The following is a 12,661-nucleotide window of genomic DNA, read 5'->3' on the forward strand; positions in this document are numbered from 1 at the left end:
TTTAAAAGAGAAGATTACCTGTATTTTTACCGATTATTTTAAGACCTTTTTCGGTTATTTTTCTTCCTCTGCTTGTTCTAACTATCAGTCCTAATTTAATGAGATAGGGTTCATGTATGTTTTCAAGCGTTTCTTTATCTTCATTTAGAGCAAGAGCAAGACTGTTAAGCCCTACAGGACCACCTTTGAATGTTTCAGCTATGGTTTTTAAAATCCTTCTATCCATTCTGTCAAGTCCGTTTTCATCTATTCCAAGTTCTCTCAATATTATGCGTATCTTTTCAATATCTATTACAGGCCATTCGTTAACAACAGAGAAATCTCTTACCCTTTTTAACATTTGATTTAATATCCTTGGCGTTCCTCTTGCACATTTTGAAAGCTCGTGAAGAGCCTCGTCTGTTAGATAAATGCCTAATTTTTCAGCGTTTTTTCTTCCTATCACTGCAAGTTCCTTCTCGGTATAAAGTTCAAGTCTGCATATTAATCCAAACCGGGAACGCAGCGGTGCTGTTAGAAGGTTAAGCCGTGTCGTGGCACCGATTAGTGTAAATTTTGGTAGCGTTATACTAAAACTTCTTGCTTTTAAACCTCCTCCTGATACAATATCAATTCTAAAATCTTCCATCGCTGAGTATAGTGTCTCTTCGATTTGTCTTGTGAGTCTGTGTATTTCATCTATAAAAAGTATGTCACCCTCCTGGAGAGAATTTATCAATGCTACGAGATCCCCTTTTTTTTCTATCATTGGTGCCGAAACCACTTTTATCTCTTTTGTCATTTCTCTTGCAATTATTGTTGCGAGGGTTGTTTTTCCTGTTCCGGGGGGACCGTAAAATAGTATGTGATCAAGTGTGGAGTTCCTCTTTTTTGCCGACTCAAGAGCTATACGTAGTAGCTTTTTAACCTTTTCCTGACCGGTAAACTCTTCTAATGATAAAGGCCTTAGCGGAGATCTATCCTCCAAATTTTCCTCCAGAGAGGAGTAATGTTAGTTTTTTGACTGCCTCTTCAAAGGTTAAGTTTTCTGTATCTATTTTTGATAGAATTTTAACGATTTCTCTTCTTGAATAGCCTAAGTTTTCAAGGACTTCTATTAATTCTCTTTCTTTTTTGTTTTCTTTTGTTTTGAGTTTTGAGGCAAGTTCAAATATGAGTCTTTCCGACAATTTTTTTCCAAGTCCCGGGACGGTTGAAAGCGTTTTGATGTCTTTCGTTTCCACAATTTTGGTAAGTTCCTGCTTTGAAAAGTGAGAAAGGATGTTAAGGGCTGTGCGGGAACCTATTTTAGGTATTCGTGTTAAGAGTTCGAAAAGTTTCCTCTCTTCTTCACTTTCAAATCCGTAAATAGCAGGGGTGCCTTCTGGTGGGAATATTACTTTTGTAAAGAAAAATGCCTCTTCACCAACTACTATTCTACTTAAGGTGGATAGGGGGACAAAGACTTTAATGCCAATGCCCCCACATTCTATAGATATACCGTCGGAGTATTTGAAGGCAACTTTCCCTTTTACAAAATCTAACATTCTTCTTCCAGTTTGAAGAATTTTTTGACTTTTGTCTCGTTCGGTGAAAGAATGACACCCCTTTCTGTAATTATTCCTGTTATGTTTTCGTGGGGTGTAACGTCAAAGGCAGGGTTTTTCACCTTCGCATGTTCCGGTGCTATTCTGCAGTCACTACAGTGGCAGTAAAGCACCTCTTCAGGAGGTCTATCTTCTATGGGAATTTCACTTCCTGTTTTTATAGAAAAGTCAAATGTTGAAGAGGGTGCTGCAACATAAAAGGGAATTCCATGTTCTTTTGCAAGTACAGATAGCGTGTATGTTCCTATCTTGTTTGCAGTGTCACCGTTAAGGGCTATTCTGTCAGCACCAACTATTATGCAGGTTATTTCGTCGTTTGCTATGAACCATCCTGCCATGTTGTCCGTTATTAGATAGTAGGGTATTCCTTCTTGCTGAAGCTCCCACGCTGTCAGTCTTGCTCCCTGAAGGTAAGGTCTTGTTTCGTCAACATATATGAGAATGTCTTTTTCCATTTCATACGCCGCTCTTATTACACCAAGGGCTGTCCCATATCCAGCAGTTGCGAGAGCACCTGTATTGCAGTGGGTGAGTATGGTTTCTTTGTTTCCTAATAGTTCTGCACCGTACATTCCTATCTTTCTATTTCTGTCTATGTCCTGGGTTTCTATATTTTTCGCTTCCGTTTCAAGGGCAAGAAGGATATCATTAATATTCTGGCCGGCGTCTATGATACTTTTCATTCTTTTGAGTGCCCAGAACAGGTTAACTGCGGTAGGCCTCGTCGTTGCTAATCTGTTGATTACAAGTTCTGCCAACATCTTGAATTCATTTACATCCTTTGCTTTTTGTGAAAGTTCTTTTGCACCTAAAGTAACACCGTAAGCAGCCGTAACGCCTATCGCAGGTGCTCCTCTTACTACCATATCCTCTATAGCTTTTGCTACATCTTCGTAAGTTTTACACGTTATCCATTCTTCCATATGAGGTAATTTCCTCTGGTCAAGGAGCAAAAGAGCATCACCTTCCCACTTTAAGGGTCTTATGTCTTTTATTTTTCTCATTCCCTTTCCTCCTTTTTCACTACAAGTACCGGGCATTTGGCTTTTCTAATTACAGCTTTAGTGGTGCTTCCAATTTCAAGAATTCTTTCAAGAAGTCCCTTTCCGTGATATCCAATTACTATAAGGTTACAGTTCTTTTCTTCAGCCGTTTTTACGATTTCCTCTTTTGGGTCGCCTACGGTCATAATCGTTTCGACCTTAAATCCTGCCCTTTCAAATTCGTGCTTTAATTGCTGGAGCTTTTCCTGGTGCCTGTCTAATATCGCTTTTTCAATTTCCGGAATGTGGGCGTATATGGCAGCAACGTCAAGTGCAAATGGATCGTCAAACTGTGGTAGGCTAAACTCCATAGGATGAATTACGTGAAAGATAATAACCTTTTCGGCGTTTGCTTCTTTCAATTTTAGCACGTACTTTTTTGCCACTTCTGCAAGGTCTGAAAAGTCTGTTGGATAAAGAATTGTTTTAAATACTGACATCCCTCTCCTCCTTTTTGGTGATTTCCCACAATTTTTCCATCTCTTCAATGCTCATTTCAGAAAGAGATTTTCCCTCTTTCTCAGCCAGCTCTTCCATTTTAGAAAACCTTTTTACAAATTTTTCGTTTGTTCTGTGAAGAGCAACTGCTGGATTGACCTGGAGAAACCTTGACAAATTAACAATTGCAAAAAGTAAGTCTCCTATTTCCTCTTCTATGTGCTCTTTGTTTCCTTTTGTTATTGCTCCTTCAACTTCTCTTAGTTCTTCCTTTATTTTTTTGATTACATCTTCTGCCTTTTCCCAGTCAAATCCAACTTTTGCTGCTCTTTTTTGAAGTTTCAAAGCTCTTTCGAGGGATGGTAATGATCTTGGTATTCCATCCAGCATAGATTTGCGGTTTTTACCTTCAGCTTTTTTAAATTCATCCCATGCTTTAAGAACGTCCTGAGCGTCTTTGATATCTTTTCTGTTACCGAATACGTGAGGATGTCGGAATATTAGCTTGCGACATATTTCATCCACAACATCGTCAATGGAAAATCTGTTTTCTTCTTTTGCAATTTGGGAATGGAAAACAACCTGTAACAGAATGTCGCCAAGTTCCTCTTTCATGTTTTCGTAATCTTTTTCTTTGACGGCGTCAATGTATTCATAAGTTTCTTCAAGAAGATACGGCAAAAGGGTTTCGTATGTTTGTTTTCTGTCCCAGGGACAGCCGTTTTTTGAGCGGAGTGTTTCCATGATTTTCACAAGGTCTTCAAATTTGTACATCTATCGCCTCCAGTTCGTAAGTTAATTATACCAGTGAAAAGTTGTAGAATTTAACTGAAACAAAACTTACTCAGGAGGAGGTTATGCCAAAGATAAGACTCGGCGTTAATATAGATCACGTCGCAACCATCAGGGAAGCCAGAAAAACGTTTGAACCAGATCCTGTTCACGCTGCGGTTATTGCAGACCTTGCAGGTGCAGACCAGATAACGCTTCATTTAAGGGAAGACAGAAGGCACATACAGGATAGGGATTTAAAACTTATAAAGGAAGTTATCCATTCAAAGATAAATCTTGAAATGGCAGCAACAGAAGAGATGGTGGAGATTGCCCTTTCAGTAAAACCTCATCAGGTTACGCTTGTTCCGGAAAAGAGAGAGGAGATTACGACGGAGGGAGGACTTGACGTTAAAGGTCAGAAAGACCGTATAAGGGATGTTGTTAAGCGCTTGAAAGCGGCTGGCATTGTTGTGAACCTTTTTATAGACCCGGATAAGGAGCAGATAGAAGCAGCGGCAGATGTGGGTGCCGATGCTGTCGAGCTTCATACAGGTGAGTATGCCAACGCGGTTAGTGAAGGGGAAAGAGAGAAAGAGCTTAGCAGGTTAAGAACCGCAGCAAAGTACGCTAAAGAATTGGAATTGAAGGTTTATGCTGGTCACGGTTTGACTTACAAAAATGTGAAACCTGTTGCTGAAATCGAAGAGATAGAAGAGCTTAACATAGGTCATTCTATCGTTGCAAATGCAGTTTTAAAAGGCCTTTCCGATGCCGTGAAAGAGATGAAAAGGCTTATCAACGAGGTGAGATGATTGTTTCCTGTGGCGTTGATATTGTCTCAAATAAGAGGGTAGAAGATGCATTAAAAAGGTGGGGAGACAGGTTTGTCAGGAAGGTTTTCCCTGAAGGTGTTGAGTATTGTTTTCAAAAGAGGCGCGGTGAGGTTGTAGGTTGTATTGCTGCACGATTTGCTTTAAAGGAGGCAATAATAAAAGCTTTTTCTCGCATAAATGTTCCAGTACGCTTTGAGGATATTGTTGTTTCAGGTGGTGGAAAACATCTTGATGTTAAGATACCTGTAAAGGGATATCGTATCCTTTTCAGTATTTCCCACGAAAAGGATTTTTCCGTAGCTTTTGTAAATGTGATAAGAGAGGAGGCTGATGAGTAAGAAGCTTGTTTCGATATATATAGAAGGAAGGAAGATAAAAGTTCCCGAAGGTTACACGGTTATAGAGGCTTTGTGGGATACCGGACACGATATAAAAAGAGGTGTCGGATGTCTTTCAGGATTGTGTGGTGCGTGTGCCATAGCTTACCTTGAGAAGGGGAGTAAAAGGGTAAAGTTCGGTCTTGGCTGTCAGACAATTGTAAAAGAGGGAATGAATATAACAGTTATGCCTTTTTTCCCTTCACGAACGGCTACCTACAACATCTCGGAGATGGAAAAGCCGATAGAAAAGTTAAGGGAAGTCTATCCCGAACTGGATATGTGTAAAAACTGCGGTTTCTGCACCGTTGCCTGCCCGGAGTGGATAAACGTATCAAAGGTTATGAAGCTTTTGAAAGAGGGAAGTTACGAAGAGGCCACGGAAATGATGTTAGACTGTATTCTGTGCGGTCTGTGTGCCTCAAGGTGTCCTTACGGTATAGCACCTCAGTTTATATCCCTCTTTGTTCAGCGGGCTATAAGCAGAGAGATGCCGTTTCCTGAAAATCTGAAGAAGCGCTTAAAAGAGATGGAAGAGATGAAGTATGACGAAGAGTGGGGAAAGATCCTTCAGATGAGTGATGAAGAGCTTGTAGAATTCTGTAAAAGGGTGAGAGAGGAGGTTTAATGTATTCCGGAAATCTTCTTGAAAGTATAGAACTTGTTGAAAAGACGAGAGAAAGCAGGAAAAAGCAGCAGTTGCTTCTTTTATGTGATGAGGAAAAAAGTCAGTTGCTATCTTCGTTTCATCCTGATTACAGGCTTTCAGGGTTTAGAACTTTGAGGGTTGGTGTTAACAAGGGTGATAGGACGGTTCATGAGATTGCTGATCTGCTTGAGGCTTTCAGCAGCTTTGATTATAGAGAAGTTAATCTTGAGAGTCCCGACATTGAGACGGACGTCCTTGTTCTCGGCGGAGGCGGTGCAGGAATAACTGCTGCACTCTTTGCCCATTCGGCAGGTGCAAAAGTTATCCTTGCCACAAAGTTGAGGCTCGGTAATTCCAACACGATAATGGCCCTCGGCGGAATGCAGGCAAGCGTTTCAGAGGATGATTCGCCGATTAGGCACTTTGCCGATACTATGGTTGCCGGTAAGTTTCAGGGGAGAAGAGAATTAGTTAAAGCGATGGTTGATGACGGTCCTTTAATTGTAAAGTGGCTTCTTGAGCTTGGAGTTAACTTTGACAGGGATGAAAAGGGAAATCTTCTTACAAAAAGGGCAGGTGGTTCAACGGCGCCACGTATTCTTTCCATAGGGGATTATACAGGACTTAACATAATAAAGATTTTGAAAGATGAAATAAGGAACAGACCAGATATAGAGATTTTAGAGTTTGCACCGGCTGTTGAATTAACGACTAACGAATTTGGTGAGTGTAACGGTGCAATACTGTTTGATCTTGAAAGGAAGCGGTTTGTTCTTGTTAAAGCTAAGTCTGTAATTCTCGCGACGGGGGGGTCCGGTCGGCTTCACATTCAGGGATTTCAGACTTCAAACAACTTTGGCGCGACAGGCGATGCGATAGTTTTAGCCTACAGGGCGGGTGCAAAACTTGAAGGGCTTGATTCATTCCAGTATCACCCGACGGGAATAGTTTATCCTGACCACATGGTAGGGGTTCTTGTTACAGAAGCTATTAGAAGTCTCGGTGCTCACCTTGTTAACGCTAAGGGAGAAAGATTCATTAATGAGCTTGAGACAAGGGATGTTGTTGCTGCTGCTATGATAAAGGAATGTGAAGAGGGAAGGGGCGTAGAAACACCTTCAGGGAGAATCGGTGTCTGGCTTGATACACCGGTTATAGAGGAAAAACACGGCAAGGGATTTTTAAAAAAGAAATTTCCGGCCCTTTTCAGAATGTTTATGAGAGTTAAGATAAACATTGAAAAACAGCCACTTCTTGTCTATCCGACGCTCCACTACCAGAACGGTGGTATCCTTATAGACGAAAAGGGTGAAACTACCGTTAAAAATCTTTTTGTTGCGGGTGAAGCTGCAGGTGGTATTCACGGGAAGAACCGTTTAATGGGTAACTCTCTCCTTGATATTTTTGTATTTGGAAGAAGGGCCGGACTTGCAGCAGCAAGGCGTAAATATAGCGAACCCGGAAGACAGACACTTTCCCACCTTGAGAGATACTATCAGGAATTAAAGAGTTTAAGGATAACAACAGTCGCAAAAACGCCAAGGATATTTCAGGAATATATCGTCGGGGATTAATCCCCGACGAATTAAAGTTGCGGCAGGTTGTTTATGTTAAGTGCTTTCTCAAGTTTGTATCCGACGGCGTAAAGGGTCTCTTCATCAAAAGCTTTTCCTATAAGTTGAACACCTACAGGAAGGCCTTTACTGTCAAATCCGCACGGCATTGAAAGTCCCGGAAGTCCTGCAAGGTTCAGGGCTATTGTGAATATGTCGGAAAGGTACATTTTGATAGGATCGCCCACCTTTTCGCCTATTTTAAACGCTGTTGTTGGTGAAACAGGGGTAACGATAAAGTTCACCTTTTCAAACGCTTTCTGGAAGTCCTGATATATAAGCGTTCTGACCTTTTGTGCTTTCAGGTAGTAGGCGTCATAATATCCCGCACTGAGAGTGTAGGTTCCTATCATTATCCTTCTTTTAACTTCATTACCGAAACCTTCAGCACGGGTTTTACAATACATATCAACAAGGTCAGTGTAATTTTCTGCTCTGTAAGTGTATCTAACGCCGTCAAATCTACCTAAGTTTGATGAAGCTTCTGCCGGTGCTATTATGTAGTAGGTTTCAACTGCGTAAGAGGTGTGGGGGAGGGATATTTCTTCTATTTCAACACCGAGGCTTTCAAGGTGCTTTACCGCTTCCATTATCCTTTCTTTTACTTCAGGTTCGATACCTTCTATGAAATATTCCTTCGGCAGTCCGGCTTTTAAACCTTTAATATCATTGTCTAAAGCTTTTGTGTAGTCTGGAACGGGAAGCTTTGCGCTGGTTGCGTCTTTCGCATCTATTCCTGCTATTAGGGATAAGAGGAAAGCATTATCTTCCACGTTCTTTGTTATCGGACCGATCTGGTCAAGTGAAGATGCAAACGCTGTAAGGCCGTACCTTGATACTCTTCCATAGGTGGGTTTCATGCCAACGACACCGCAGAGAGAACAGGGTTGCCTTATGGAACCACCTGTGTCAGAACCAAGTGACGCTATTGCTGAACGGGCAGCTACAGCAGCGGCGGAACCACCAGAAGAACCACCGGGCACCCTCTCTAAATCCCAGGGGTTGTGGGTTACGCCAAAGTAGGATGTTTCTGTTGATGAACCCATTGCAAATTCGTCAAGGTTATTCTTACCTGCGAATATTGCCCCTTTTTCCCTTAATTTTTTGATAACAGTGGCGTCATAAGGGGCAACAAAGTCTTTCAGCATCTTTGAAGCACAGGTCATTTTTTGACCTTCTACATTTATATTATCTTTGATCGATAGTGGAATACCGAAAAGGTCTGGAATTTCGTCTTCAGAAAGTTTCACTAACTCTTCATCCTTTTCCTTTGCTTCTTCGAGAGCTTTCTCGTTAATGGTTATGTAAGCGTTGAGTTTCTCTTCGGTAGCTTCTATTCTTTTGAGGAGTTCTTCCGTTAGTTCTGAAGGTTTAATTTCTTTTTTTGCCATTAAATTTGATAACTCTTTCAAGGATCTATTTATCAGCTCCATTCTTCTCCTCCGTTATTTCTTAACGACTTTTGGAACAATGAAATGCTTTCCGTCTGTTTCAGGGGCATTCATAAACGTTTTTTCGTAAGAGAAACTGATACCAGGAATGTCCTCTCTTAAAACATTTTCTGCTGGAATGATCTGGAATTTTGGATCTATGCCTTCTGTATCAAGTTCGTTGAGTTTTTCAACAAACGTTAAGATATCACTGAGCTGTTCCTGAAACATTTCAACCTCTTCTTCCGTTAGTGATAAACGGGAGAGAAGGGCTATATGTTTTACCTCTTCCTTTGACAGTCTCATCTATCCTTACCCTCCTTTTTTACTAACAGATGTTATTATACATCTAAAAAGCGTTGGTTGCATTTATATTTCATATTGCAGAGTTAACAACATTCTGGCATTTTGGACAGAATAGGTAACTTTTGCGATCAACGTCTATTATTGAGTTTGAAAAGCTCATGACGCACTGTCTGTTGGGGCAGTGGGGAAGTCCTAAAAGGTGTCCAATTTCGTGGACAGCCTCTTTTAATGTTCGAAGCTTAAAGAGTTCTTTATCTTCTGGTAAGTTGTAAAAGCTGTTCTTGAGTCGGGCTATAGATATTATAGCCCTTCCTGAAAAAGGTTCTGCTATTCCAAAGACAAAGTTAAGTTCATCTGCAAAAAGATCTTTTTCTGTTATTCCTAAGACGACACCACAGTTTCTGCCATCAGGGAAGGGAAGAGATTTTACGGCCAGTTCTGCATTAAATTGCCGGCGATATATGTCAAAGGAATATTCAGGTATCTGGAAGAATGTTTTTATCCTGGCTTTTCCAAATATCTCCGATAGTTTTTCTTCAAGGTAGTTAAGTAACTCCTTATCAATTTCCTTTTCCGGAACGATGCAGACGTTCATCGCTGACTCCTTAAAAAAGCCATTATTCCTGCGGCTATCTCTTCCATCTTTCTTCTTTTTTCCATATTGGAAGAGTGGCATTCTATTTTTAGATTTCTGTTAAGATGCAACTTCCCTGTAAAAACTTCTTCTTCAAGCCACTTTAAAAAGTCTATCCCGTTACCACCGTCAACACTGTTCATGCCCATGTCGTAATCTAAGTCTAAGACTTCTATTTTTTCTCCATATTTTTTGACAAATGATTTTAGCTGATTGACTGTTCTTATAAGTTTAAAACCTTTTGGGGGAAATCTTATGTCATCGAGGTAAAGTTTCATGTTTCCTCCTGCATGCCTCTTTTTTCCTTTCAAAAAGTTTAGCAGTTGTCTCTTGACTTTTCGAGCTGTAAAGCACATATTACCACCTCCAAGTGGTGCAGGAGGTAAAAGATGAGAGAGATTTTGAAAGGACTACTCGCGTGTGTTGCTGTTGCCATAGTTTCTCTAATATTGGGAAAGCTTTTTCCGTCCCTTGGTGCTGACACGTTTGCAATACTTATCGGTATAGTGGTTGGAAATACGCTTGTGAAAGACAAGTCTTTTCAGCCGGGTATCAAGTTTTCTGAGCAGAAAATACTTGCCCTTGCAATAGCCCTGCTTGGTGTGGGATTGAACCTTCACGCCTTGATAGATATAGGCCTTAAAGGTGCCGTTATGATAGTGATTCTTGTTGCTTTTGTCATTACGGTAAATTACCTGATAGGGAGGCTACTTGGTTTTTCAAGAAACTTTTCCCTTTTAATGGGTACCGGTAATGCTGTTTGTGGTTCGTCTGCCATAGCTGCTGTTGCTCCTGTAATAAAGGCACATGAGGATGAGGTTGGTATCCCCGTGGCTGTTGTTAATCTTATGGGTACCATACTGATGTTCCTCCTCCCTGTTCTCGCAGTGAAAGTGTTTCACTATGATGTTATAAAGAGCGGTGCCCTTATTGGTGGTGGACTGCAGTCTGTTGGACAGGTTGTTGTTGCTGGAACTTTTCTAAGCATAGATGCTGCAAGGTTTGCCATACTTTTTAAAATGGTAAGGATTTTAATGATAGGTGTTCTTGTTGTGCTCTTTTCTTACATCTTTGGAAAAGGGGAAAATTCTAACGCTAAAAAGTTTCCTGTACCTGTGTTTATAATTGGTTTCTTTGCTCTCAGTATTCTTGCATCTTCTGGTTATCTTCCTCGATGGGCTATTGAGTACATTAAAATTGCCGGTGAATATCTGCTTGTTGTAGCAATTACGGCTATTGGTATGAGGGTGAAGTTTTCAGAATTGCTGAAAGAAGGACCAAAAGCCTTGCTTTTTGGAGCGGCTACTTCCATGCTTCAAGTAGCATTTCTCGTGATACTTATTCATATTTTTCTTTGATAGTGTTAAGAACGGTGGTTCAGTTTTGAAGTTTGTATCAAAATTTACAAAAAGTTGTGATTTGATCTTGACAAAGGCTAATTGGGAACTATTATTAATAGTGACAACCCCCTATCCCCCTCCCTCCTCCCCAAGATGAAAGGGCCGCCGCTCAGGCGGCCTTCCTTTTTTGTTCATTATCCAACTAATCTTTTAGCACCCGTTAAGATTGCCTCAGAGAGTGTTCTTATTTCCTCGTCTTTTACAGTTCTCATATCAAGCAGAAGTTTTCCCTTTTTAAGTCTTCCTATTACGGGTGGCTTTCCGCGTCTGAGTAGTTCATAGAAGGCCTCTTCGTTCCTGTCCTTAATGGAAATTTCTACAACGAACGTTGGGAGTGTCTCAAGTGGAAGTGCCCCTCCACCGATTTCTGCTTCTTCCCCGTTGATGGATAGAGAGAAGTTTTCCGGGAGCTTTCCATCTAAGTAGCTGTACAGTTTTTCTGCCCGCCTCTTTATTGATTCAGGTGATTCTGAGATCATCTTCCATACCGGTATTTTTTCGTACTCTTCGTTTTTGTATAGCTTTAACGTTGCTTCAAGGACAGATAGAGTCATCTTGTCTATCCTTAAGGCTCTGTTGAGAGGGTGTTTTTTCACTTTTTCAATGAATTCTTTCTTACCTATAATAATGCCAGCCTGAGCAGAGCCAAGAAGTTTGTCGCCACTGAAAGAGACAATATCAACGCCGCTTTTTACAACGTCCTGAACGGTCGGTTCATATGAAAGTCCAAAACGCCTTACGTCTATAAAACTTCCACTTCCAAGGTCTTCATATACAGGGATTCCGTGTTTTTTCCCTATCTCTACCAGCTCTTTAGATGTTACGCTTTCTGTGAATCCTAAAATTCTATAGTTGCTTGTGTGAACCTTTAAAAGGAGCCCTGTGTTTTCAGATATTGCTTCTTCGTAATCTTTAAGGTGTGTTTTGTTGGTTGTTCCCACCTCTTTCAATATTGCACCGCTCTGTTTCATCACATCTGGAATGCGGAAGGAACCTCCTATCTCTATCAACTCTCCCCTTGAAACAACAACCTCTTTTCCAGAGGCCAGTGCAGACAGCACAAGTAAAACAGCAGCTGCGTTGTTGTTTACTACACAAACGTCTTCTGCACCTGTTAATTCTTTCAAAAGGTCTTTAACGTTTTGATACCTGATGCCTCTTTTTCCCGTTTCAAGGTTAAGTTCAAGATTTGAATATCCAGTTATTATCTCTTTCAGGTGTTCAGCTACCTCTTCACCTATAGGTGCTCTTCCTAAGTTCGTGTGAATTATGACGCCTGTGGCGTTTATAATCTTGCGCAGGTTAAACGTTTCCAGCCGCTCAAGTTCTTCAAGGATAAATTTTCTGACAGTCTCTTCTGTCACTTCAGATATAAGGTTTTGTAAGATTGCTCTCCGTAAGTTATCGAGCCCTTTTCTTACGGCGTCCTTAATCTTTTTGTTGTTACTGTTGGAGAACTGCTTAAGCACTCTATCTACAGAAGGTATCTTTCTCAATAGCTCTTTTCCCATTTTTCACTTCTCCGTAGGTTTTGTTAAATTATACCTTGTGTTATATTAGCTTCCGAGGAATTATCCT

15 protein-coding genes are annotated in these 12,661 nt (G+C 40.8%); 5 read left to right on the forward strand and 10 right to left on the reverse strand.

Features of this window, described 5'->3' with window-relative positions; translation table 11 throughout:
• Position 1: 1 nt before the first annotated feature.
• The 5 genes from ruvB to mazG are packed head-to-tail and all read right to left on the reverse strand — an operon-like array spanning position 2 to position 3,841.
• Positions 2–967: a Holliday junction branch migration DNA helicase RuvB gene (ruvB, locus tag H153_RS0102390; RefSeq protein ID WP_022846541.1), complete on the reverse strand. Its 966-nt coding sequence runs from the start codon at positions 965–967 to the stop codon at positions 2–4.
• On the reverse strand, positions 957–1,526 hold the full coding sequence (ruvA, locus tag H153_RS0102395; protein WP_022846542.1) for a Holliday junction branch migration protein RuvA: 570 nt from the start codon (positions 1,524–1,526) through the stop codon (positions 957–959). The genes ruvB and ruvA overlap by 11 nt, the downstream gene beginning before the upstream one ends.
• A complete protein-coding gene (gene mtnA / locus H153_RS0102400; protein ID WP_022846543.1) occupies positions 1,520–2,590 on the reverse strand; it encodes an S-methyl-5-thioribose-1-phosphate isomerase in 1,071 nt (356 codons plus the stop codon). Before mtnA ends, ruvA begins: the two co-directional genes overlap by 7 nt.
• Positions 2,587–3,069 (reverse strand): universal stress protein, encoded by a 483-nt coding sequence (locus tag H153_RS0102405; RefSeq protein WP_022846544.1) that lies wholly within the window; start codon positions 3,067–3,069, stop codon positions 2,587–2,589. The genes mtnA and H153_RS0102405 overlap by 4 nt, the downstream gene beginning before the upstream one ends.
• The gene (gene mazG / locus H153_RS0102410; RefSeq protein WP_022846545.1) at positions 3,056–3,841 is read right to left on the reverse strand and encodes a nucleoside triphosphate pyrophosphohydrolase; all 786 of its coding nucleotides are present in this window, start codon (positions 3,839–3,841) and stop codon (positions 3,056–3,058) included. The genes H153_RS0102405 and mazG overlap by 14 nt, the downstream gene beginning before the upstream one ends.
• Before the next feature lie 92 nt (positions 3,842–3,933).
• On the opposite strand from mazG, the gene H153_RS0102415 reads away from it, so the two are divergent.
• The 4 genes from H153_RS0102415 to H153_RS0102430 are packed head-to-tail and all read left to right on the forward strand — an operon-like array spanning position 3,934 to position 7,274.
• On the forward strand, positions 3,934–4,653 hold the full coding sequence (locus H153_RS0102415) for a pyridoxine 5'-phosphate synthase (RefSeq protein ID WP_027719965.1): 720 nt from the start codon (positions 3,934–3,936) through the stop codon (positions 4,651–4,653).
• Complete coding sequence (locus tag H153_RS0102420; protein ID WP_022846547.1) at positions 4,650–5,012, forward strand: 4'-phosphopantetheinyl transferase superfamily protein; 363 nt, start codon at positions 4,650–4,652, stop codon at positions 5,010–5,012. The genes H153_RS0102415 and H153_RS0102420 overlap by 4 nt, the downstream gene beginning before the upstream one ends.
• The gene (locus H153_RS0102425; protein ID WP_022846548.1) at positions 5,005–5,679 is read left to right on the forward strand and encodes a 4Fe-4S dicluster domain-containing protein; all 675 of its coding nucleotides are present in this window, start codon (positions 5,005–5,007) and stop codon (positions 5,677–5,679) included. Before H153_RS0102420 ends, H153_RS0102425 begins: the two co-directional genes overlap by 8 nt.
• Entirely contained in the window at positions 5,679–7,274 is a 1,596-nt protein-coding gene (locus H153_RS0102430) for an FAD-binding protein (RefSeq protein ID WP_022846549.1), read from the forward strand. The genes H153_RS0102425 and H153_RS0102430 overlap by 1 nt, the downstream gene beginning before the upstream one ends.
• Positions 7,275–7,285: 11 nt before the next feature.
• On the opposite strand, the gene gatA is transcribed toward H153_RS0102430, so the two are convergent.
• The 4 genes from gatA to H153_RS0102450 form a co-directional block, all read right to left on the reverse strand.
• Complete coding sequence (gene gatA, locus H153_RS0102435) at positions 7,286–8,746, reverse strand: Asp-tRNA(Asn)/Glu-tRNA(Gln) amidotransferase subunit GatA (RefSeq protein WP_022846550.1); 1,461 nt, start codon at positions 8,744–8,746, stop codon at positions 7,286–7,288.
• A gap of 12 nt (positions 8,747–8,758) precedes the next feature.
• A complete protein-coding gene (gatC, locus tag H153_RS0102440) occupies positions 8,759–9,049 on the reverse strand; it encodes an Asp-tRNA(Asn)/Glu-tRNA(Gln) amidotransferase subunit GatC (protein WP_022846551.1) in 291 nt (96 codons plus the stop codon).
• 70 nt (positions 9,050–9,119) lie between these two features.
• Positions 9,120–9,644 (reverse strand): archaemetzincin family Zn-dependent metalloprotease, encoded by a 525-nt coding sequence (locus tag H153_RS0102445; protein ID WP_022846552.1) that lies wholly within the window; start codon positions 9,642–9,644, stop codon positions 9,120–9,122.
• The gene (locus H153_RS0102450) at positions 9,641–9,961 is read right to left on the reverse strand and encodes a cyclic-phosphate processing receiver domain-containing protein (RefSeq protein ID WP_027719967.1); all 321 of its coding nucleotides are present in this window, start codon (positions 9,959–9,961) and stop codon (positions 9,641–9,643) included. The genes H153_RS0102445 and H153_RS0102450 overlap by 4 nt, the downstream gene beginning before the upstream one ends.
• A gap of 111 nt (positions 9,962–10,072) precedes the next feature.
• Here H153_RS0102450 and H153_RS0102455 point away from each other — a divergent pair, with 111 nt between their 5' ends.
• Positions 10,073–11,041, forward strand: a complete 969-nt coding sequence (locus H153_RS0102455) for a putative sulfate exporter family transporter (RefSeq protein ID WP_022846554.1) — start codon at positions 10,073–10,075, stop codon at positions 11,039–11,041.
• Positions 11,042–11,217: 176 nt separating this feature from the next.
• On the opposite strand, the gene selA is transcribed toward H153_RS0102455, so the two are convergent.
• Positions 11,218–12,594 (reverse strand): L-seryl-tRNA(Sec) selenium transferase, encoded by a 1,377-nt coding sequence (gene selA, locus H153_RS0102460; protein ID WP_022846555.1) that lies wholly within the window; start codon positions 12,592–12,594, stop codon positions 11,218–11,220.
• Between the last annotated feature and the right edge of the window lie 67 nt (positions 12,595–12,661).

The sequence above is a fragment of the Desulfurobacterium sp. TC5-1 genome (assembly GCF_000421485.1).
Classification (GTDB): domain Bacteria; phylum Aquificota; class Aquificia; order Desulfurobacteriales; family Desulfurobacteriaceae; genus Desulfurobacterium_A.

Coding starts and splice junctions, on each gene's coding strand:
- ruvA (WP_022846542.1), bottom strand. CDS start 1,526: ATGTTAGATTTTGTAAAAGGGAAAGTTGCCTTCAAATACTCCGACGGT.
- mtnA (WP_022846543.1), bottom strand. CDS start 2,590: ATGAGAAAAATAAAAGACATAAGACCCTTAAAGTGGGAAGGTGATGCT.
- H153_RS0102405 (WP_022846544.1), bottom strand. CDS start 3,069: ATGTCAGTATTTAAAACAATTCTTTATCCAACAGACTTTTCAGACCTT.
- mazG (WP_022846545.1), bottom strand. CDS start 3,841: ATGTACAAATTTGAAGACCTTGTGAAAATCATGGAAACACTCCGCTCA.
- H153_RS0102420 (WP_022846547.1), top strand. CDS start 4,650: ATGATTGTTTCCTGTGGCGTTGATATTGTCTCAAATAAGAGGGTAGAA.
- H153_RS0102425 (WP_022846548.1), top strand. CDS start 5,005: ATGAGTAAGAAGCTTGTTTCGATATATATAGAAGGAAGGAAGATAAAA.
- H153_RS0102430 (WP_022846549.1), top strand. CDS start 5,679: ATGTATTCCGGAAATCTTCTTGAAAGTATAGAACTTGTTGAAAAGACG.
- gatA (WP_022846550.1), bottom strand. CDS start 8,746: ATGGAGCTGATAAATAGATCCTTGAAAGAGTTATCAAATTTAATGGCA.
- gatC (WP_022846551.1), bottom strand. CDS start 9,049: ATGAGACTGTCAAAGGAAGAGGTAAAACATATAGCCCTTCTCTCCCGT.
- H153_RS0102445 (WP_022846552.1), bottom strand. CDS start 9,644: ATGAACGTCTGCATCGTTCCGGAAAAGGAAATTGATAAGGAGTTACTT.
- H153_RS0102450 (WP_027719967.1), bottom strand. CDS start 9,961: ATGAAACTTTACCTCGATGACATAAGATTTCCCCCAAAAGGTTTTAAA.
- H153_RS0102455 (WP_022846554.1), top strand. CDS start 10,073: ATGAGAGAGATTTTGAAAGGACTACTCGCGTGTGTTGCTGTTGCCATA.
- selA (WP_022846555.1), bottom strand. CDS start 12,594: ATGGGAAAAGAGCTATTGAGAAAGATACCTTCTGTAGATAGAGTGCTT.